Origin of the sequence: Paenibacillus sp. FSL P2-0089 (assembly GCF_038595095.1) — a bacterium.
Lineage (GTDB): Bacteria > Bacillota > Bacilli > Paenibacillales > Paenibacillaceae > Paenibacillus_AQ > Paenibacillus_AQ silagei.
On the sequence record NZ_CP152006.1, the window covers coordinates 476,115 to 496,927 of the forward strand.

Consider the following 20,813-nt stretch of genomic DNA (forward strand, 5'->3'; position numbering starts at 1 on the left):
AGCCAACAAGCCTGTCCTCTATTTTGTTATATCTACCCAATCGTAATACTTCCGCCATGTACCTGGGACCCGATATAAGCGAATATAGACACAGAAGCGTCGGGTGATCCCGAACATAGGAGGTTGAAAAGATATGGCTTATCAGAATATTGACGGTGTGCGCGTATGGGGGAAGCCGGACGAAGGAGCCCTGATGCAGGCACGGATGTGTGCGGAGAATGGAAATGTGGTGCAGACCCTGCTGATGGCGGATCATCATAAAGGCTACAGCCAGCCGATCGGCGGCGTGGTCGTATACGATGGACAGATCTCTCCGTCTGGCGTGGGCTACGATATCGGGTGCGGGAATAAAGCGGTGCGGACCGGCTTGAAGATAGAGGAGCTGCGGCCGCGGCTCTCAGGGATTATGGATGAGATTGCCCGCAGAATCTCCTTCGGCATGGGCCGGGTCAATAATGAGCGGGTGGACCATAAGCTGTTCGATGACCCTGATTGGGCGGTGTTCATGGCAGTTGGCAGACAGAAGCATGACAAGCTCAAGGCCCTGGCGCAGAATCAGCTCGGTACGGTCGGCAGCGGCAACCACTTCGTAGACATATTAGAAGAAGACGCAACCGGTCGGGTGTGGATTGCCAATCATTTCGGCAGCAGAGGATTCGGGCATAAGACAGCGAGCGGGTTCCTTAACCTGGCAGCAGGCAGAGACTTTCTGGCGAATGCCCCCGGGGAAAAGATGGATCAGCCGCCCGTTCTGCTCGACCTGAACAGTGAGCTGGGCGATATGTATTACAGAGCGATGAAGCTGGCCGGGCGCTATGCTTATGCGGGAAGAGACTATGTCATCCAGCAGGTCTTGGCGATTCTGGGAACGGAAGCGGATCTGGAGGTGCACAACCATCATAACTATGCCTGGAAAGAGACGCATGACGGCAAGGAAGTCATCGTCGTCCGCAAAGGGGCAACCCCGTCGGCTCCCGGCCAGGTTGGTTTTATCGGGGGCAGCATGGGAGACATCTCCGTAATCGTCCGGGGTAAGGACAGCGAGGAGAACCGGGATGCTTATTACAGCACCGTTCATGGAGCGGGCCGAATCATGAGCCGGACCCAGGCTGCGGGCCGTATGAACTATAAAACCCGTACCCGCAGCGGCGGTCAAATTACGACAGCGCAAATGCTGGAGGCGGTCCGGCAGTTCGGCGTAGTGCTGCGCGGCGCGGGGACGGACGAAAGTCCTTTTGTCTACCGGAAGCTGCAAGAAGTACTGGACGCGCACGCCGGGACTGTTGAGGTTATGCATGTGCTAAAGCCAGTGGGCGTATGTATGGCTGGTGCGGATGAGTTCGATCCGTATAAGGATTGAGGGGGGGGATTCATGTGCGTCATGATAAGGAAGATGGACAGCTTATCATCAACCCTAAGTCGGTTACACTGGATGAAATCCTATCTTGTATCACCCCAGATAATATCCATCACGAAGTCTCCACAGGCGGGCAGCAAGGACGGGAAGTATGGTAACATAGAACTTCAAGAAGAGGCCGACAGGCCTTTTCCCATTTTCAATAGGGAGGGATTACATGTCCTGGAGCAAACTGAAGCAACAACTGGAGGGCTTCCTCAGTCCATCCTTAGAAGGACGGGTAGAGTACCGGGCGCCCGCTTACCGCTATTCGCCGGATAAATCAGGCACCTGTTATATTACGGTGGACAAGAAGAACATTCTCAGCATGACCGACAAGTCCAGCCCCATCCGCTGGTATTCGTCTGAGCTGGAGGTCAAGAATGACCCGGAGCTCCATATCTCCGTCACCCATGAAGACATTGAAGCAGTCAGACTGACAGCCAAGGGACCCATCCCTGAGGAACGCCTAATCATCATGGCCCGAAGCCGCTTAACCACCGAACACGCCAAAGCATTGATGTTGGCCCAGGCCGCCCTGACGAAATCGAATTTCATTGTGGTGGCGAATAAGTTCCTGGTTACTCCTATCGAGGAGAGCCTGGAGAGCAGTGATATAGTACTGAATATTCTGGCTCTGATGGACCGGAGAGTCGGGCGGAAGCGGATCGAGGGGATGTCCGTGAAGATGCAGCGGAAGCATCCGGCGGTGGAGTATTTCTATGATCTGCGGCGCGGAGCATTATGACTGTTATAGCCGTTTCCGCTTGTACTCAGCGTTTCCCGGCAACCAGCATATATCCGGCCCCCCGGACTGTAATAATCCGCTCGGGATGGATAGGGTCTTGCTCGATTTTTTTGCGCAGATTACTGATGTGGACCGCCACCGTTCGCGTATCCTCCAGACTCTTCATCCCCCAGATGAGGTGAAACAGCGTATCGACAGTGACTACTTGATTCACGTTCTGTGCCATGTAGGAGAGCAGGCTGAATTCTTTTTTCGACAGAAAAATCGTTCTGCTGCCCATATGGACCGACTGTGCATAGAAATCCAGCGTCAGTCCCGGCAGCTCCAGCAGCTGTTCCCTTCTGCCCGCGGATACCCTGCGGAGGTGAGCCTTGATCTTGGCCATGAGTACGCCCGGACTGAACGGCTTGGTCACATAATCATCCCCGCCATACGATAAGGCGCTGATCTTCACCTCATCCTCCTCCTGACTGCTTAGGAACACAATCGGGGCATTCGTGTAATTGCGTGCGTTCTTGCACCAGTCAATGCCGTTCTCATTCGCCAGCAGCACATCCAGCACAATCAGGTCCGGGTTAAATGACCCAAGCTGCATCATAGCATCGGCCCCGCTGTGGCAATACGAGGACTCAAAGCCTTCCCGCTGGCAGTATAGCTGAACAATCTCACAGATATGGGGATCGTCGTCGACGATCATAATTCGGTATGTGTCCATTCTATTGTCACTCTCCTGCTTCCTGAATCAACGGCAATATGACCTGGAAAATCGACCCCGTCTTCCCGTCGCTCTCCGCCCGGACACTCCCGCCATGCGCTTGTATAATTTCCCTGCATATCGCCAGCCCCAGCCCGCTACCTTCTACGCCCATGTCCATCCCCGGCCGGTCCACCCGGTAATTGCGGTCGAAGATCTGCTCCAGCTGCTCTGGAGGAATACCCATGCCGGAGTCTTGTACGCTGATGACCGCACAGCGGGTAGCATTCACCTCCTCTACAGCTAAGGCAAGACGCACCAACCCGCCGCCAGGAGTGAACTTCATCGCATTTGACACCAGATTGAATAGTGCTTGCTCTAAGCGTTGCGAATCAATCCGGGCAACAGGCAGGCCGGCGCCCAGGTCTGCTGTATCCCCGATGTCCAGATCGAAATCCAGTCCCGCATCCCGCACCACCAGCTCATATTGTTCATAGAAGCCGCGCAGGAACGGAGTCACCTGAACAGGCGCCATCCGGTACTCCACTTGCCCTGTCTCCAGATGGGACAAGAAGCTCAGCTCCCCGATCATACGGTTGATCCTTATCGTGTTATCGCGGATATACTGCAGATACTGTTCATTGCTCTCCGGCTTGACCATGTCCATCACTGCCTCGACATAACCCAGCATACTGGACAGCGGCATGCGCAGATCATGCGTAATGTAGGCCAGCAGCTTTTTCCTGCCTTCCTCGGAGTGCAGCAACCGTTCATACGATAGGCGGAGATCCTCGTGGGCTGCGGATAAGGCATGGGTGCGCTCCAGTACGATCTGCTCCAGATTGGCATTCATCCCGGTGAGCTTGAGATTGGCTTCCTGCAGCTCCCGCGCAATCCGTTCTTCATTCGTTGCTGCCCTTGTGAATCTTGAAGAGAGCAGCAGCATCTGGGCGACCGTGAAGATGAGCAGCCCGAACGGCGAGGTATTTTCGATGGGCGACCATTCGTTGTAATACAGGAAATCGTTGATCACCGTAGCCAGAGCCACCACCGACACCAGCAGGAAGATCAGCGCTCCCTCCATCCGGCGCACCGCCGCATGAGCCAGCCCCGCCATCAGATACACCATATGGATAACCACTACCACGCCGATCAGCACCAGCATCCGGGAATAGACGAGAGCAGGGGTCACCACAACCACTAGACAGAGTGCGCCGGTGACGATCCGGGAGCCATAGCGGAACCAACGCGACACGTAATCCGGGAAAATGCACTCAAAATACATCGTGATCATCCACCCGCCAAGGCAGAGGATCAGATACTCAAGCTTGAACTGCAACTCCCACGGAAAATGAGGCAGCCACTGGGTAAACATAAGCTCGCCGTTCAACAGGGAGCGGATAGAGAACATCACAGTGAACAGACCGAAGTATAGCGGTGCCCGGTCTTTACGCCGCAGCATGAACAGCAGCAGATGATACACGCCGATCACCAGCAGACTGGCGGTGATGAACATATCCGCAGCAATCCTCAGATGGGTCCGCACCGTTAACGCATTACTGCCGCCCAGCTCGATGTCCTTGGTGATGCCGCCCCGCTTATGATGGAAGTTCGCGACCTGCATCACCAGCTCCACCGTGTCGCCTTCAGGCTGGAAGAACACCAGTCTCGTAGCCAAGCTCGGCGTCATGCCCTCCTTGTCCTGATCCACCACACCGACCTCTGTCAGCAGCTCTCCATTCACCCACAATTTATAGGCATGAAAAATAGTAGGCAGCCGCAGAGCCAGCCGCTCCTTGCTGTCCTGCTCACTAAGCCGGATCACCAGCCGGAAGGTGGCATAGCCTTCGCCCTTCAGCGCTTGACCGTCCAGCGGGTAGCCGAGCCAGGAGCCGGGGATGTTGATATACCGTTCCCGGCCGGCCGGTTCCCCGCCTGCCATCCGGCTTCGTATATCTCCGGGTGAGAGCAGCTCGTGCCAATAGAAGGCCCATTCTCCCTGCAACTTCAGCGGATTCATACGGATAGAGGTATGCGTTAGATCCAGAAGGCCTTCCTTGCTTCGAGGCTTGGGGGCACCCGGCGTTGCAGACAGGATGGCATAGCTTGCGATCAGCCCGATAACTACGACCACAGCGATATGTAACCAGATATTACGAGAACCGGACCTTAGTATACCCCTCATCATGAAGCCGACCCCAATCTACAAGATTCGTCATTCTTAAGCTCATTGCCTTAATGATAGCATCATTGCCGAAAATTGTGTGAAATTGCAATATGTAAAGTTTTCTTTTCTTACATTAAGAGGCTAAATTCCTGTGTAGAATGCTAGATAAGGAGATAGGAATGTCGAAAATTGTAAGTTTCTCGAGGTGATTCAAAAACTACAACAATGTTGGAATGAATTAGAAATTCGGTAATAAAATATACTACCCTGATGAATGGCCCATGGAGGGTCCTTTTTATTGTTATGTTTTGGGGCCCACGCAAAGTACCTGAGTAAGCATCGAAGCCATAGCATCACTTTGTGGGGTTATTCTATGGGAAATGATCTAAGGAGGCTTGGCTATTGTATACCAAAGTGTCAGCTAGAGCTGTATCCCTGTTGGCCGCATTCGCATTACTGCTCTCCGTATTCTTCACCGCCTTACCGAATGCAAGTGCAGCCGCGAGAGGAGCGTGGTCGCCGAACACGGCCTATGCGGTGAATGACACCGTAACGTATGGAGGAGGTACATATACCTGTCTGCAGGCGCATACGTCCCTGACCGGCTGGGAGCCGCCGAATGTTCCTGCATTATGGAAAAGCGGCAGCACCACAACACCCACACCAACGCCCACAACGCCACCGGCCACGAACGGAGCCATCTTCTATGCAGATAGGGACTATGGCGGCAAGGCCGTCACCCTGGGAACAGGCAATTATGTGCTGTCCCAGCTGAACAATGCAGGCATTCCGAATGACTGGATGTCCTCGCTCAAGGTACCGAATGGCTGGACGGTTGAAGTGTATGCGGACGATAATTTCGGCGGCACGAAGTGGACCTATACATCAAGCTCCTCCTGGGTCGGCGAGAGTGTGAATGACAAGATGTCTTCGGTCAAAATCTACACCGGTTCACCGCCAGCGTCCGGCGTCACCCGCCCCTCCGAGGTGCCCAGCCAGATCTGGACCTATGCCATGAATGTGGACAATAAATTCGGCAAAGGCGGAGATTTCGCACTACTGTTGAGCGCGGTGATCAAGAAGGAAAGCAGCTTCGGAGCAGGCCTGCCGGGCAGCCCGTCCGCCGGTGACGGCTTGATGCAGGTCGAGCCGAATACACGCGCCGCGTATGCCTCCCAATTCAGCGCCAAATTCGGCCGCACGTATAATCACAGCAGCGAACAGGATCAGGTAGCCTTAGGCGGACTGATTCTTGATGAGAAGATCGCAAGATTCGGCAACATCTACAACGGACTCTTACATTACAACGGGGGCGACAACTGGTATCCAGGAGCCACCGATTCCTACGGCCGCCCGATCCTGGCGGATCAGTATGCCAATGCTGTGTATGCTACGTATAAGGGGTATGGGGGGCAGAATTAAGGGACTCCCTTCCTTCTATAAAAAAAGAACAAAGACGCTCGGGGAGTTACCCCGCAGCGTCTTTATTTTTGCGCTTGTGCCAAGCCCAGGTGAAGGTCATTCCCAATACGGCACGCCGCTGAAGAGAAACGATTCATTGTTTAAGTAGGCCGTAATCTCTCTACTGGCTAATTTACCGATATGCCCGGGCAGCCATTCCTGCCAGTCCGGCAGGCCCAGCCAGAAATTCATCGTCTCCAGCTGTGCTGCAATGAAGAAGCCCTCTAACCTTTTAATATAGTTATCCGGCAACGGATGGTGCTTGGAATAAGACTGAAGCAGCTGTTCTCTGAATGAAGGATGGATGTAGGAGAACGTCCAGCCCAAATCCACTAAGTAATAACCGAACCCGCAAGCACCAAAATCAATGGGCCGTACTTCTTCTCCATCAAACACTAAATTACTTGGAATCAGATCGGCATGAATCATGCCCCAATTGCTGGCTGTCCACTCCATAGAGTCCATCATGTGAATGACCCGCTCGCCTGCATGCAGCAGAAGCTCCGTATCTCCTGCATCAAGCAGTCCGGCATTAGCGCGTTCCTTAAGCATATTAAGGGCCTGCTTGATCCGGGAGCCATCAAAGGCCGGGCGTTCAAAGGCAGCGGGGATGCTCCAGTTCGAGGCTTGCTTATGTAACTTGCCGATCAATTCACCTATGGCCCCGGCATCTTCTATAGTAGGAATGAAAGGCTTCTGTTCACCCTCCACCCATCGTAATAAAGTGCAGTGGGTATGGTTCACGTCCGTAATGAATTCTCCGCGAATATTCTTACAAGGTGAAGGCAGGGTCACATCGGTATCCAAGGTTAACGCTTCCAGCCAGACCATCTCGGATTGAAGGACCTCCCGCTTACTCCAGATTTGCTCAAGGGCATCACCTTTGGAGATATGCAGCCGGAGGCTGTAACTATTGTTGTCCAGATCAGTGACTTTGTAGATCGTATTGCCGCTCTGTGCAATGAAATCAACCGATTTGCAGCCTATAGAGTACTGCTCCAGTGCTTCCATTGCGGTATTCAAGTGTGTATCCAATCGCAGCTCGCTCCCTTATTTATCAAAGTATAATAGGTACGATATCATAGTTGTTCATGGGCGGGAATGGAACCGTTGACTATATTTGTTTTTTATTGATAGGGGGAGCCGGAGCTTATTCCGGAGCTGTAGATGTTAGTATTTCTGCTCTTTGACTCTCTTGGCGCGACCGATAGCTTATCCTGCCGAACAACGCAGAAGAAATCATAGCCGCTACAGCAACGGAGGCAGCAGCGACCCACGTAATGGCTTGCAGCGATAAATAGTTAATGACAATGCCTCCGAGTCCGGCTCCCGCCGCTATCGCCAGCTGCAACACAGATGTGTTGAGGGCAAGCATGACACCAGATGTCTTGGGAGACAAGGTAAGAAGATCATATTGCTGGCTTGGAGAAGCTGCCCAGGAGAAGAGCGACCACAGCACCAGCACCGAGAAAACAAGGAATATGGAAGTGCCAGAGACTACCGATAACAATATCAGCATCACCATATTTAACAACGTTGCTCCAGTTAAAGTTCTGGCTACTCCCCATCGATCGGTGCCGCTTCCCCCTGCCTTTGACCCGATCAGACTGGCGATGCCGTATGCGAACAGGGCTCCGCTTACCCATCGATCGCTCATTCCGGCAACTTCCAGCAGATAAGGCGACAAATACGTGAAGGCAATGCCATAACCCATCGTCATAAAAAAGTTAATGGCGAGAGAGAGTGCGATTCGCGGTCTCTTCACCATAGCCAGTTGTTTGGCAAAGGAGATCGGCTCATCACCTTCCATCCGTGGTATTGCGCTTGCCAGGACGGGTAGACTGACCATAGCAAGAAGGCTAATACCGCCGAAAATCAGCCTCCAATCGTACGCGGCGGCAATCACCCGGCCAATGGGCACGCCCAAAATAAGTGAAGCGGTGACACCCATTAACACCGTTGCAATCGCACTCCCCTTCTTGTTCGAAGGAGCTAACTTAGCGGCTAAGGCAAGCGATGTCACGACAAATACGCCAGTTCCGAGCGCCATGATGATCCGTGCAAGCAGCATAAATCCATAACCCGGAAAAATCATGATTAGCGCATTACTCACGATAATTAAGCCAAGCGAGTACAACAACAACTTTCGACGGTCAAACCGGGCCGTGACCCCCATTAGGACCGGGGTACCTATGGCGTAGGCTAGTGCGTAGACGGTCATTAACTGTCCAGCCTGAGATAATGTCACTCCGGTATCTGCGGCGACTTTATCTAGAATGCCCGTGATCATGTATTCGGATGTCCCGACAATAAAGCAGACCACAGCAAGTATGAAGATTTTCCAGTTTTGTCCCAAATTAATCATTCCCCCTCGTTAATCAATGGCTGATGTTAGTGTAAACAGTAAATAAGAAATGTAGAAGTACGCACTTTTAAGTCCTATAGGAAGATGCGGGTGCTATAGGAACATGGAAGTTCCCTAGAAAAGAGGACAGAACTAAATAGAAGGAACACGAGACGCCCAGGTTCGCCTGCGGCGTCTTTGGTGTGCGAAGGGGAGGGGATAACCAGCATATGATATACTTGGGGATGAATGTTAGGATGATATCAAGAGGAATGAGGAACAAGGAGGGTTAACCATTTATGCGTAAAGGAAAGGGTTTTTTAATACTGAGAATTCTAGTTGCCGTTCTTCCTATAGTCCTGTTGATCCAAAATTATGGTACCACCATTCGGATCTGGCTCAATCCTGTAACAACAACGATAGGGCAGGTAGCCCCCGCCTTACCTAATAAGAAGATCACTACATTGACCTTCATTCCTGGAAATGACGCAGAGAGCGAATTCAAGATTAAGGGTGAAGACCATCTTAGCGATCTCATAACCCGGATCTCCAACCTGCAAGTGAAGGAAAAGACAAAAAGTGACCAAAAAGGAGCCGACCCCTTCGACTCCATATTTTTAGACGTCCAGGGCAGCCTAAGAGTGATTCTGGATGTCTCCGAAGATAGGACTGAACTGCTTCTGGCGAAGATTAGCAAGGATAACACAACGACCCACTGGTATTCTGTCCTGAACCAAGAGGAAATGAAGCAGATCGTCAGCTTAATTATGGCAAAAAGAACAGATTGAAGCTTACGATTTCTTACATACACTGATAAGGAGAGGGGAGGAGGGGGTGAACGGTGTGCGATCCCAGTCTGCATACTGATGCTCGATACGAAATCCGTAACGGGTCAATAACTCCGTCAGCGCAGCGTATGTTGTAAAACGGCAGTCGATTCGGGACTCTGTCCGCTTATCGCCCCAATCGCGAAAGGTTACCCAGTGCATGATGGAACGTTCCGCATCGTAGGTCTGTGTGCCCGATACCTTGACTACGTTGCCATCTGAATCGGTGAATTGCCCCCAAGTCGTCTCCCCTTCATCGGACAGGTCAGTTCCTGCGGGATTACGCGTCTCGAAGATCAGTCGTCCTCCGGGCTCCAGATGATTGTAGACGGTACGGAGTAAGGCGGCCTGATCCTCATCGCTCAAAAAAGCCTGAAACGCATTCCCCGTTAAATAGATCATGGCGAACTTCTTATCAGAGCGGAAGGTTCGCGCATCAGCTTCGATAAACGCTACAGGCAAGTTCCCGGCCTTCACCCGCGCATAAGCCAGCATAGAGGAAGCAATATCAACGCCAGTCATTGCGATTCCCGCCTGAGCCAGCGGCAGAGTCGTCAATCCGGTTCCGCAAGCCAGCTCCAAGACCTCGCCGGCAGCCGCTTGAGCCCATTCCAAATAGAACTGATATTTTCGTGTCTCCCCGCCGAACTCCAGATCATAGTTGATCGGATCACGGTACTCTTCCAGATTGTTATGCGCAGTCAATGCTAGCTCCTCCTTGGCAATACAATATAAATACATAAAGGTAAGATAGCATAGCTGTTCATAGGTGGGAATGGAACTGTTGATTATAGCTGTTTTTTATTGATAGGAGGGAGAGGAAATATGTTCAGCTTACATAGCTTCACTGACAGCGGTTGTCAGTGAAGTTGTTTTAGTATAGAGATAGTCATAGAGAGAGGAGTTACACATGAAACATACAGTATATCTATATGTGTTAGACACCATGGCAGACTGGGAGATAGGGTATCTAACGGCTGAACTGAACTCGGGAAGGTGTTACAAGGAGGGACAAGCTCCATCTACAATAGTTACCGTAGCCAATGAGAAGACACTGATCACTACCATGGGCGGACTGAAAATCATGCCTGACATCACGGTAGATGAGTGCAGCTTGGTAAGAGGAGATGCCTTGATCCTACCCGGCGGTGAGACATGGACCGAAGCCATCCACAAGCCGATCCTTGGGCTCGCTGAGAGATGTATACAGGAGGATATATTAGTGGCAGCCATTTGCGGAGCTACCATGGGACTGGCCCAGGCCGGACTGCTGAATGCACGCCCGCATACAAGCAATGACCTGGAGTACCTCAAAATGATCTGTCCCACGTACACCGGCGAAGAGTTCTACCAGAACCAGCCTGCTGTAACGGACAGCAAGCTGATCACAGCAACCGGCATCGCCCCGCTGGAATTCACCATGCATGTATTGAAAGCCCTGGATGTAATGGCTCCACAAAAATTAGAGGCTTGGTATGGTCTGTATAAGACACAGGAAGCGAAGTATTTCTATGCGTTGATGGGATAAGAGCAATTGAGGAAGACCGCCCTCTCTTCACGGAGAGGGTATTTCTGTTGGTCTGGGGGATTCCAAAGATACTAATGTCTAAAAAGTTAAATTATTCAAAAAAGTGTTACATTTAGTCGAGTTATGCGTCTTATATTGATAGACAGCATGAGTCATTTCGACTATTATCGCTATTTCTATATCGAAGGGAGGAATTATAGGACTTTACTTGTAGACAAAGATGACGTATAGGAGCTTTAGGTGAGACCTGCTGGATACTTATTAAGAGAGGATGAGTTTGTTGAAAAAGAACATTCGTTATTTTTTATGCCTCATGCTCGTATTTCTAATGATTCCGCTGAGTGTAGCTGCTTCTAATCCTGACCGAAATGCAGATTTAACACATACTGTACCGAAGGCCATTATACAAGCGATGGAATTGCAAGAACCGGCCCTTCAAGCCTATCAGAATCTCTGGAACAGTTTCAATAAAGATGAGCTAGGCACCCCCATTTATCCTGATAATTATGCTGGAGAATATGTCAGCGGCGACAAACTGGTTATTATGTTAGTAGATCCTTCTGAAGAATTGAAAGAGGATTATATGAAACGTGCACAAGATAGTGAGCATGTTATATTTGAAAGCGCTTCATATTCACTGAATTATTTGAATAGTCTAGATCAAGTCGTTACACAGCTGGAGGAGCAGAATTATAGCATCGGTAGCTACGGTGTGGACCGAAAGGCTAACCAGTTCTACGTTTCAGTGATCGAAGAGGATTACAATAAGCTTATGAAAGAGCAGCCCCAGACCCTGCAGAAGACAACGGAGAGCTTGCCTGTCCGGATCGAGCCGGGAACACCTAATACGAGTACAGCCCAATTATGGGGCGGGGATCGAATTACCAATGAAGATAACGGTGCCGGGTTAAGTGTCGGCATTGGCGGTACCTATGGCGGCAGTAGTGCCATTCTGACGGCTGGACACAGCAATGAGAAGGTAGGCTTTTTATCTACAAGATATCCTTATATTCAGTATTCGGGAACACGGACAGGACAGGTGAGTTATCAGCGTGCGAATAGAACAAACGGTGCGACTGGCGTAGATTCACTGGGCGATTTTGCGATGGTGAAGTTAACCGGAAGCGATACGGCGACGAACAAAGTGTATGGAAGTGTATCCATTACCGGCACCTATTCGTCGGTCCCTGTGGGAACCACGATCTATAAATACGGAGCAACGACCGGATATTCTTGGGGGACTGTGACACAAGCGAGTATAAACGTGATCTACTCCGATGGCCTGTTTAATACCTATTACGTGAATGGCCTGTATCAGTCTCTGATGCAGAACTCATCCGGTACCGATGCCGTTGCCGGGGGAGACAGCGGAGGACCGGTATATATGAAGGATGGAAGTGCGAATAAGCTGCATGGCATTGTAACAGCCAGAAGCAATCCGACGAGCGGGCCTGCTAAGATTATGTATTCCACCCCGATTTATTATGCGGAGCATGCCGGCTTCACCGTCAAGGTGAATTAGTTTAACTGTACCGATAAGGAGGATAATGACATGTCTGTTCCCTCAGTCTCTAGACCATTCCTGTGGTGGTGCGCCGTGTTGACGGTCATTATCCTCATTTGCGTTGTTGTCTACCGGACAGGGTCTGCGTGGGTTCACAATCACCAGTTGCGCAAAGACTTCTCAGCTGCGGCAACGGCCAGCCCCTATCAACAGGGGATTCCGCTGGAGCAAATGGATCTGAGCGTGTATAGCTCCTATTTTCCCGGCATATCTGGAGAGCCTGAATATTCATTAACTCATCGTATAGAAGCGCCTGTGACCTTGCAGTATTATACTGAGATTCCAGGCGGGGCAACGGCGGTTGCCTTAGAAATTCCCAAGGGAACAATCATTGAGGCCATTCCGCCAAAATCTCAGGGATCTTCATTCTATGAGTTAGGGTATGGGTATACCAGCTATCCTACCTATGAGAAGGGGTGGCGGTATGTCCGGCCGTTCAAGACGGCAGAGGATGCAAATCCTGCATTGAGCGAGAAGTATTACTATGTGCAAATGGACAGCTTAGAGGCTGTATTGGATTCAGCGATTAGAGCAAACAAGCCATTTCGTGCTGCTGTACGTCAGCAACATTGGACCCTGGACCAGGGGAAGCATACCTTTGCACGGTATATTGATGATGTACTGTATCAGAATGGAGCGTACCTCTCGCCGGATTTGTTCTACCGGACCTTTGACTGCTGGAATATCATGCTGCTTGGGGCGGTGGTGGTGATCACCATTATCCTGTTAAGTCCAAGTTCATGGTTTGGCCGAAAACGAAGATAGAGAGACATTAGAAGCTACGTGATACTGAATGATTAAGAGAACGCTGTGGCGTTCTTTTTTTCTGCGCCAGCCTATTATTCACGAGCCCGAATCACCAGGAAAAAGGGTATAATTAATTAAAAATGGAATTAATATGGATTATATGGGGAGGGGTTACAAATTTCACTTCGCGTTCTAAAGGCTTGTGAACCCGATGATGATAGAACATTCATGAAGAATTTATATGAGAACCACTATCCTTTAATGAGAAAGAAAGCATTTAATATTATTAAGGATCAAGAAGTCATTGATGATCTAATTCAGGAAGCTTTTATTAAGCTGATCCCCAAAACATCTCTATTGCGCTCCTTAAGCGGCTGCAAAGTTACCTCTTATGTCGTCAACACCATTAAGCATTATTGTTATGACCATATTCGAAGGCGCACCCGCCGTTCCAGGAAGGTCTATACCGGCTTGAAGAACGATGTAGCGGAGCAAATCCCAGATCCCGCAGCCGCGACAGAAGAGAACTACATCCAAGCTGAAGCCATAGGAGCGCTTACGGAAGCAATGCTGAAGCTATCTGAACGCGACCGGAATCTGCTCTACTTCAAATACAAGCTGGAGCTGCGGGATCAACAAATCGGAGAGCTCTTGAATATTCCCACGCAGCATGTTCGGCAGTATATATCGAGAGCTAGGGGGCGGGTGCTGCGGGTTTTGAGGGAAGAGGGGGGCTGATGGAAACATGAATGTAATCAAGCGATAAAGAAGGAGAATTTATAATGAAAAAACAAACCAAGTACCTTATAGGAATCGGGGCTTTAATCATTATTTTGGTTGCAGCTGTCTTTGTATATAATGCTCAGAAGACGACTTCTTTTAAGAAAGTAGTAACTGATAAAATTAATGTTAATGAAGTATCCACCATTTATATCACCCAAAGATCTTCAGGTGTTGAAGTTACGCAAGATGAAATTAAAATTGAAGATCGGGAAGAAATAAATAAGATCATAGCTGAGTTCGATAAGTTAGACTTGAAGAATGCACATGACGGAAAAATTAAGTTCGATCCCTATACGTATAACATTCAGATATATGTAAATAAGGAGGCTAGATTCGGTATTGATATATATAACAAAATGAATATTTCCTTGTATGACAGTAGTAAGACCAAGAATAGACTACGTGATTATTCAGCCAGCAATGCTGAAATAATAAGTAGGATGGAGAATTATTTTAAATAGACCATGACAAAAAAAGGTGTTCTCGAAGGAGCACCTTTTTCTTTCACTGTTTTAAATTCAGGGGCGCAATTAATCTATAGTCCTAAACCCCCAATTGTCTGTATCATCCTTCACGAAGTAAAAGGAAAGATTGTTAAAATTATTTATAGAATGAATTGGACTGTATCAGCTAAAAGAATGCAGATAGCTTTTTAATTCGTCCCATCCTGTAGTTTCATCATTGGATTTGATACGAATTAGTTTGAACTCAGTGTATGTGCACAAATTATCCTTCATTTTGTCATTCATGATTGTTTTTGGATCAGTACGGTGATGCCTGCCGTCGTATTCGATTGAGCAGAGCGGCTGCAAAGATTCTTTTTCATAAATAACAAAGTCCAAGTGACTCGTAAAGTAAAAGTTTCTTAAAGAATAATCTAATTTTAGATTAATTGATAAAACATCTTTAATGGGGACTTTGGGAAAGACAAGTAAGGGCATACCACCAAGGAATATTAGGAGTTTTTTATAGATCATCCGCTCGCCTTCATGCATAAGTTTAATACGGTTTTCTTGCTGTATTATTTGGTTGAATGCAATGGATAATTCTATTGAAGGGCAATGAAAGCTACTTGCTTCAATTGTGTAAATATAACGGCTTAGTCTAGTCAAATAACCTTGTCCGTTATCGATCTGTGCAAGATTTCCAACTAGCATGAAATAATCAAGTGCACGGGTAAGGGCTACATTTATCAACCGGTAGCTGTTCTGTACAAAATTTACTTGAAATGGTGTTGAACCTTGTGAAATTACTGTGCTGAAAATAATCGCTTTACACTCTCCGCCTTGAAAAGAATGAACAGTGCCAACTTTAATATTAGGTTTACTGCGGAATAATTCTATTAACTGTTTTTTCTGAGCAGCGAAAGGGGTTACGATACCAATCTGGTTAATACCATTCTGCTCCAGTCTATTCACAATAGTATTGATTTCCGTTAGTTCTTGATAATTAATTGTTCCTGATACTGAACCGTATACATTGGTTGAATAAATTCCAGTTGAATAAGGTTGCCTGTCTGGTTCATTGCGCATCATCCTTAAACGGTTATGGTAAAATTGCTGGTTACTGAAAGACGCAATAGAAGGAATGCAGCGGTAATGGTAGTTAAGAAGGTGAGTGCCCCCCTCGCTAAGTTCGCAAGCTTGTTCAGCTCTCTCAAATGCAGAATTATTTAGATAACAATAAGGCTCAAGGTCTATTCCTGGTGCGTGTGTTTCAAACAAGTTCCTGCTAAAAGTGTCCTCAATTGAAACGATATGGCTCAGTTGATTGGAATCTCCGAATAAACAGGCTTTACGTGCTGATTGAAGCACACAAAAAATGCTTGGAATGGAACACTGGGAAGATTCATCTATGATCGCAAGATCAATAGACATTCCCACTGGAATGAAATTGCGTGCAGACAAACTGCTAACGAGAAGGACAGGAAACAGTTTTAGAAAAGAAGGAAAGGCAGATGAATTATTTTTAATATTTCCTTTCTCACGCAGTTCCTGAATTAAAGCTTTTATTTTTTGGAGCTCTTTCATATCTTTGAGAACAGGCCCTGCAGTGTGAAGCCATTGGTATTGTAAAAGATAAAGGTCAATCTCATTTTTCTTTTCATATAAAATTTTAAGGTCTGCTGAGGACTCCTGTTGGCGACTCTTTATTGCAGACAACTCTTCTACAAGTTGAGTACAGCGTAATTCAAGGTTGATAACTTTAATAATCTCCTCACAGAAGGCCAGAGACTGAATGGGAGCGTTGCTGTCAATGTATTCCCAGAGCTGTCTTGCCCCAATGTACCTCAACTGCTTTTTTATACGGAACTTCATATAGGTACGTAGTCTTCCAGCTATGTATGAACGAAATTTTCTGAAAATCCCATTACCGTAGAGTTGCAACGGCTCATCGACCAGTTCACGTAGACGAGATTCTATTTTTTCATTAGCAATTGATATAGACTCTAAATCAGTTTTCATAGGAATCAAGTGGTTCAGACGCAATCTATCATTGAGGATGATAATTAAGTCTTTAAGTTGATTAATGGTGCTGGTCAAATCAATAATTTGATTTTCCAATAGTTCAGTACGAGTTATTTCATCCATTAATGCTTGACTCTTGCTCTGGTATGCTAAATAAGACTCTGGAGTAAGCATGTTATTCGGGTTTGTTTTCACTATCTCTATCATACGTTCTAAAGCATACTGAATTGATATTGCTACTTCTTTATTCTTAGCTTTACTGCCTAAGCGGGCGTATCCGAAAAAGTATTTGCTTATTCCGTTTGCATCCAGCTTTTCTACAATATTATCCACGGCTTGGTTGTTTGTACTAGCAATAACACATGTTTTTTGGTGATTGACCTGATTGGCGATCAAGTTAAGAATAGTTTGTGTCTTTCCAGTTCCTGGAGGTCCCTTAACAATATTAATGGTATGACTCATATCATGCAGTACATTATTTTGAGGAAGGTTGCCGGGTACAATATGAATGAGTGACGGGTCTTCTGAAACCATTGGAATTGCGAAGCTATGATTAAGATAACTCTTGAGAATGGGACTTGGCTCAAATTTATCTTCTAAAATTGCCTGGATTTCCTGTGAGATATGATAGTTACTAAAATCGGAGTTCTTCGCCGGGAAGATAGTGTATACGGGCAAGTTTCTTGTTTCTTCGAGATCCGCGATTTCAATTAGTTGTGTAACCATTGTACGGTCATTCAAGAATTCAGCAGGATTCGAGGAGAATTGCTCTTTCAGGCGATTAAGAATATTAAGGGAGTTCTTATCGGCCAAAGCTTTATATACTTCCTTATGAAACCCTATTTGATCAGCCTTATAGAGATTATGATCTGATTGAAATGTTGAACTGTTCCAAAGAATTAATGGAATATAAGTATCCTTCTTATTTATTTTTATCAGCGGGTAGCCAAACATAATTAGTTGGTCATCTTTTAGATTTTCGTTTAAATCCTCATAACGCTTAACGACATCCTCTATGTTAAACGGATCAATCTTTGCGTGGTGTAAATCTGTATTTTTGAGTTGAGTCGAAAAATAGCCTTCATATTTTAAGCATTCTGAATAATACTGAAGTAGCGCATTGGTAATCATGTAGTTCTCCTTATGGAAAATATAGTATTGCTGTATCTATTATCCTATAAAAGTATTGGAAATGTTATGAAAAAAGTATGTATCTAAAAAACTATAAATTTTATAAGTAAGATTTATTTTGGTGTCAGTTTCTTCTCTTTCTCAGTGTATAATAAGAGGAGTATTATCGTTATAAGGAATTTATAGTCGAATAATGGAATAACACTGCTGACTTTATTAATGAGTGATTTCAAAGCAGAATAAACTCATATGGAGAAATGGAGAAAGATGAATGCTAACTGGAGAAGTGCGTAATAAGATTGACAAAATATGGTCTGATATCTGGGCTGGTGGGATTAGTAATCCTTTAACCGTTATTGAACAGTTGACTTACCTGATGTTTATCCGTTCACTGGATGAAAAGGAATTGGAGAACGAGAGTTTTGAGGCGATTAGCGGAGCTGAGGTGCCGAAAATATTCCCTCAAAACGAAGACGGACAGAATATGCGCTGGAGTAAGTTCAAAACCAAAGACGCCCGTATCATCTATGATATTGTTGGCACGCAGGTCTTCCCTTTTATTAAAACAATGAATGGTGAGAACATGACTGCCTTCACACGCTATATGCAGGATGCCATGTTCCTTGTTCCAACGCCGCAGGTACTACAGAAGATGATTACAGGCCTTGATGAACTGTATGAACATGATATTAAGGATTTGGATATGCAGGGCGATCTGTATGAGTACATGTTGGGCAAGCTCGCTTCGGCTGGACAAAACGGCCAATTTAGAACGCCAAAACATATACGTGATTTGATGGTCCGGCTGATAGCGCCTACACCAAACGATAAGATCGTTGACCCTGCTTGTGGTACTGCGGGTTTTCTTGTCTCTTCTGCTGAATATATCCGTGAAAAATACGAGTCGGAGATGACAGGCGAACAGTGGGAGCATTTCTCCGGTGAGATGTTCTCAGGCTATGATACCGACAGAACGATGTTGCGCCTGTCTGCTATGAACCTGATGTTACACTCCATCAGCCAGCCGCATATTGATTATGTAGATAGTGTATCCAGACAAAATAATATAGCATCCGCTTATGATATTGTTCTCGCCAATCCCCCATTCACTGGAACAGTGGATGCTGAAAGCATCAATGATAATCTAAGAACTATTACAGATACAAAAAAAACAGAGCTTCTATTCGTGGCCCTCTTCTTGCGTATTCTCCGTAAAGGTGGACGCTGTGCCTGTATCGTGCCGGATGGCGTACTGTTTGGTTCGACTAAGGCGCATAAGTCGCTTCGTAAGGAATTAGTAGAGAATCATCAGCTTCAGGCGGTGATCTCCATGCCAAGCGGAGTGTTCAAACCTTACGCGGGAGTCAGCACAGCGATTTTGTTGTTTACCAAGACAGGTGCAGGTGGTACAGATAAAGTATGGTTTTATGATATGAAGGCCGACGGCTATTCGCTGGATGACAAACGTTCCTCAATCGCAGCTAACGATATCCCGGATATCATTGCCCGTTATCATAACCTAGAAGGTGAAGCAGATCGGTTGCCGACAGAGCCGAGCTTTCTGGTAAATAAATCAACGATTGAAGCCAATGACTATGACCTGTCTATCAATCGGTATAAAGAGGTTGTGTATGAGAAGGTAGAGTATGCCAAGCCTGAAGTGATTATGTCTCGACTGGAGCAGTTAAACCTTGATATTGTCTCCAAAATGGAGGAATTGAGGGGGTTGCTTGGTGAGTAAGTGGGAACAAGTAAAATTAGGTGATATTGGAAAAATAGTTACAGGTACTACACCTTCCACAAAAAATATTGAATACTATAATGCGAATGATATTCCATTTTATAAGCCAAACGATTTATCAGAAACAAAAGTATCATATTTAATTGAGGCAACCAATTATTTATCTGAATTAGCAAAAACCAAACTTCGGATTTTGCCAAAAGGTAGCGTGCTCGTTACTTGCATTGGGACAATTGGAAAGATTGGAGTTGCCTTAATTGAGTGCTCATGTAATCAACAAATTAATGCAATAATACCTAATCTTAAGAAGATAGATAGTCAGTACTTAGCTTATAGTCTCTTTAATATGAGGAAGTACATGCAAGGTATTGCCAATGCGGCGATTGTTCCTATACTTAACAAATCAAATTTCTCAAACATTGAAATTATAATTCCACCACTCCAAACACAAAAGCAAATTGCCAAAACATTAGACACCGCCGCAGAACTGCTCGCCATGCGAAAACAGCAGCTTGTTGAGTTGGACAATCTGATCAAAGCTACTTTTTATGATATGTTTAGCGATCCTTCTACTAACCTAAGGAGATGGAACCAAAGTACCGTAGGAAAAACTATTGAAGTTATAGAGGCGGGGTGGAGTACAGATGGTGAAAAAAGAAAAAAAAGGGAAGATGAAAAAGCTGTTTTAAAAGTTAGCGCAGTTACATCTGGTTATTTTAGAGGATCAGAATATAAAGTATTAGATAAGGATTTGGAAATAAAAAAATATGTTTACCCACACAAGGGAGACCTATTGTTTAGTAGAGCTAATACTAGAGAATTGGTTGGGGCAACTTGCATGATTTTTGATGATTACCCAGATTTACTTCTTCCAGACAAGCTATGGAGAATTAAGTTTAATAATTTAGCTGATTTATTTTATATGAAATATACTTTAAGTGATAGCTCAGTAAGAAATAGTTTATCTAACGTTTCAACTGGAACAAGTGGGTCAATGTATAATGTATCTATGGACAAATTGAAATCGCTTATAGTTCCTCTCCCACCTATTGAACTCCAAACCCAATTTGCTAACATAGTCACGAAAATTGAAGAACAAAAAGCCATAGTGAAACAGGCTATAGACGAAACACAGCACCTTTTCGACAGCCTAATGAGCGAATATTTTGAATAAAGCTCTTATTCCATAATCGATTGTACTTAATCAGCAAATT

The 20,813-nt window shown here is 46.5% G+C and carries 18 protein-coding genes; 12 read left to right on the forward strand and 6 right to left on the reverse strand.

The features are described from left to right. Positions 1 to 133: 133 nt before the first annotated feature. Genes NST69_RS01980 through NST69_RS01990 form a run of 3 tightly spaced genes read left to right on the forward strand, consistent with a single transcriptional unit; the run spans position 134 to position 2,144 of the window. Positions 134 to 1,360, forward strand: a complete 1,227-nt coding sequence (locus tag NST69_RS01980; RefSeq protein WP_342548328.1) for an RtcB family protein — start codon at positions 134 to 136, stop codon at positions 1,358 to 1,360. A gap of 14 nt (positions 1,361 to 1,374) precedes the next feature. Next, positions 1,375 to 1,515, forward strand: coding sequence for a hypothetical protein (locus NST69_RS01985; RefSeq protein ID WP_342548329.1), 141 nt, complete (start codon positions 1,375 to 1,377; stop codon positions 1,513 to 1,515). Positions 1,516 to 1,574: 59 nt separating this feature from the next. Next, on the forward strand, positions 1,575 to 2,144 hold the full coding sequence (locus NST69_RS01990) for a hypothetical protein (protein WP_342548330.1): 570 nt from the start codon (positions 1,575 to 1,577) through the stop codon (positions 2,142 to 2,144). Between the two features lie 25 nt (positions 2,145 to 2,169). On the opposite strand, the gene NST69_RS01995 is transcribed toward NST69_RS01990, so the two are convergent. After that, a complete protein-coding gene (locus NST69_RS01995; protein ID WP_209875418.1) occupies positions 2,170 to 2,859 on the reverse strand; it encodes a response regulator transcription factor in 690 nt (229 codons plus the stop codon). Positions 2,860 to 2,866: 7 nt separating this feature from the next. Beyond that, entirely contained in the window at positions 2,867 to 5,026 is a 2,160-nt protein-coding gene (locus tag NST69_RS02000; protein ID WP_342548331.1) for an ATP-binding protein, read from the reverse strand. 381 nt (positions 5,027 to 5,407) lie between these two features. Here NST69_RS02000 and NST69_RS02005 point away from each other — a divergent pair, with 381 nt between their 5' ends. After that, complete coding sequence (locus tag NST69_RS02005) at positions 5,408 to 6,427, forward strand: carbohydrate-binding protein (protein ID WP_342548332.1); 1,020 nt, start codon at positions 5,408 to 5,410, stop codon at positions 6,425 to 6,427. A 96-nt stretch (positions 6,428 to 6,523) separates the two neighbouring features. Here NST69_RS02005 and NST69_RS02010 read toward each other — a convergent pair whose 3' ends face one another. Together NST69_RS02010 and NST69_RS02015 are read right to left on the reverse strand one after the other, a co-directional pair. Next, entirely contained in the window at positions 6,524 to 7,501 is a 978-nt protein-coding gene (locus tag NST69_RS02010; protein ID WP_342548333.1) for a phosphotransferase, read from the reverse strand. Between the two features lie 115 nt (positions 7,502 to 7,616). Further along, positions 7,617 to 8,822, reverse strand: a complete 1,206-nt coding sequence (locus NST69_RS02015; protein WP_342548334.1) for an MFS transporter — start codon at positions 8,820 to 8,822, stop codon at positions 7,617 to 7,619. A gap of 287 nt (positions 8,823 to 9,109) precedes the next feature. Here NST69_RS02015 and NST69_RS02020 point away from each other — a divergent pair, with 287 nt between their 5' ends. Then, a complete protein-coding gene (locus NST69_RS02020; protein WP_342548335.1) occupies positions 9,110 to 9,598 on the forward strand; it encodes a hypothetical protein in 489 nt (162 codons plus the stop codon). A gap of 3 nt (positions 9,599 to 9,601) precedes the next feature. Here the strand turns inward: NST69_RS02020 and NST69_RS02025 are convergent, their stop codons facing one another. Next, positions 9,602 to 10,342 carry a methyltransferase domain-containing protein gene (locus tag NST69_RS02025; protein ID WP_342548336.1) on the reverse strand — a complete coding sequence of 247 codons (741 nt, stop codon included), beginning with the start codon at positions 10,340 to 10,342 and terminating at the stop codon, positions 9,602 to 9,604. A 205-nt stretch (positions 10,343 to 10,547) separates the two neighbouring features. Here NST69_RS02025 and NST69_RS02030 point away from each other — a divergent pair, with 205 nt between their 5' ends. From NST69_RS02030 to NST69_RS02050, 5 genes are all read left to right on the forward strand, one after another. After that, positions 10,548 to 11,165, forward strand: coding sequence for a type 1 glutamine amidotransferase family protein (locus tag NST69_RS02030; protein ID WP_342548337.1), 618 nt, complete (start codon positions 10,548 to 10,550; stop codon positions 11,163 to 11,165). Between the two features lie 583 nt (positions 11,166 to 11,748). After that, entirely contained in the window at positions 11,749 to 12,687 is a 939-nt protein-coding gene (locus NST69_RS02035) for a trypsin-like serine protease (RefSeq protein WP_342548338.1), read from the forward strand. 30 nt (positions 12,688 to 12,717) lie between these two features. Beyond that, on the forward strand, positions 12,718 to 13,494 hold the full coding sequence (locus NST69_RS02040) for a hypothetical protein (protein ID WP_342548339.1): 777 nt from the start codon (positions 12,718 to 12,720) through the stop codon (positions 13,492 to 13,494). Positions 13,495 to 13,704: 210 nt separating this feature from the next. Continuing rightward, positions 13,705 to 14,214 (forward strand): sigma-70 family RNA polymerase sigma factor, encoded by a 510-nt coding sequence (locus NST69_RS02045; protein WP_342548340.1) that lies wholly within the window; start codon positions 13,705 to 13,707, stop codon positions 14,212 to 14,214. A 44-nt stretch (positions 14,215 to 14,258) separates the two neighbouring features. Further along, complete coding sequence (locus NST69_RS02050) at positions 14,259 to 14,720, forward strand: hypothetical protein (protein ID WP_342548341.1); 462 nt, start codon at positions 14,259 to 14,261, stop codon at positions 14,718 to 14,720. 165 nt (positions 14,721 to 14,885) lie between these two features. On the opposite strand, the gene NST69_RS02055 is transcribed toward NST69_RS02050, so the two are convergent. Next, complete coding sequence (locus tag NST69_RS02055) at positions 14,886 to 17,858, reverse strand: AAA domain-containing protein (RefSeq protein WP_342548342.1); 2,973 nt, start codon at positions 17,856 to 17,858, stop codon at positions 14,886 to 14,888. A gap of 271 nt (positions 17,859 to 18,129) precedes the next feature. Between NST69_RS02055 and NST69_RS02060 the strand changes: the two genes are divergently transcribed. Together NST69_RS02060 and NST69_RS02065 are read left to right on the forward strand one after the other, a co-directional pair. Further along, the gene (locus tag NST69_RS02060) at positions 18,130 to 19,599 is read left to right on the forward strand and encodes a class I SAM-dependent DNA methyltransferase (RefSeq protein ID WP_342548343.1); all 1,470 of its coding nucleotides are present in this window, start codon (positions 18,130 to 18,132) and stop codon (positions 19,597 to 19,599) included. Further along, positions 19,592 to 20,773: a restriction endonuclease subunit S gene (locus tag NST69_RS02065; RefSeq protein ID WP_342548344.1), complete on the forward strand. Its 1,182-nt coding sequence runs from the start codon at positions 19,592 to 19,594 to the stop codon at positions 20,771 to 20,773. Before NST69_RS02060 ends, NST69_RS02065 begins: the two co-directional genes overlap by 8 nt. Positions 20,774 to 20,813 lie beyond the last annotated feature (40 nt).

Excerpts from the sequence above, each read along its gene's own strand:
- NST69_RS02055 (WP_342548342.1), bottom strand. The coding sequence starts at position 17,858 with ATGATTACCAATGCGCTACTTCAGTATTATTCAGAATGCTTAAAATAT.
- NST69_RS01990 (WP_342548330.1), top strand. The coding sequence starts at position 1,575 with ATGTCCTGGAGCAAACTGAAGCAACAACTGGAGGGCTTCCTCAGTCCA.
- NST69_RS01980 (WP_342548328.1), top strand. The coding sequence starts at position 134 with ATGGCTTATCAGAATATTGACGGTGTGCGCGTATGGGGGAAGCCGGAC.
- NST69_RS02060 (WP_342548343.1), top strand. The coding sequence starts at position 18,130 with ATGCTAACTGGAGAAGTGCGTAATAAGATTGACAAAATATGGTCTGAT.
- NST69_RS02000 (WP_342548331.1), bottom strand. The coding sequence starts at position 5,026 with ATGATGAGGGGTATACTAAGGTCCGGTTCTCGTAATATCTGGTTACAT.
- NST69_RS02030 (WP_342548337.1), top strand. The coding sequence starts at position 10,548 with ATGAAACATACAGTATATCTATATGTGTTAGACACCATGGCAGACTGG.
- NST69_RS02045 (WP_342548340.1), top strand. The coding sequence starts at position 13,705 with ATGAAGAATTTATATGAGAACCACTATCCTTTAATGAGAAAGAAAGCA.
- NST69_RS02020 (WP_342548335.1), top strand. The coding sequence starts at position 9,110 with ATGCGTAAAGGAAAGGGTTTTTTAATACTGAGAATTCTAGTTGCCGTT.
- NST69_RS02050 (WP_342548341.1), top strand. The coding sequence starts at position 14,259 with ATGAAAAAACAAACCAAGTACCTTATAGGAATCGGGGCTTTAATCATT.
- NST69_RS02035 (WP_342548338.1), top strand. The coding sequence starts at position 11,749 with ATGAAACGTGCACAAGATAGTGAGCATGTTATATTTGAAAGCGCTTCA.
- NST69_RS01995 (WP_209875418.1), bottom strand. The coding sequence starts at position 2,859 with ATGGACACATACCGAATTATGATCGTCGACGACGATCCCCATATCTGT.
- NST69_RS02040 (WP_342548339.1), top strand. The coding sequence starts at position 12,718 with ATGTCTGTTCCCTCAGTCTCTAGACCATTCCTGTGGTGGTGCGCCGTG.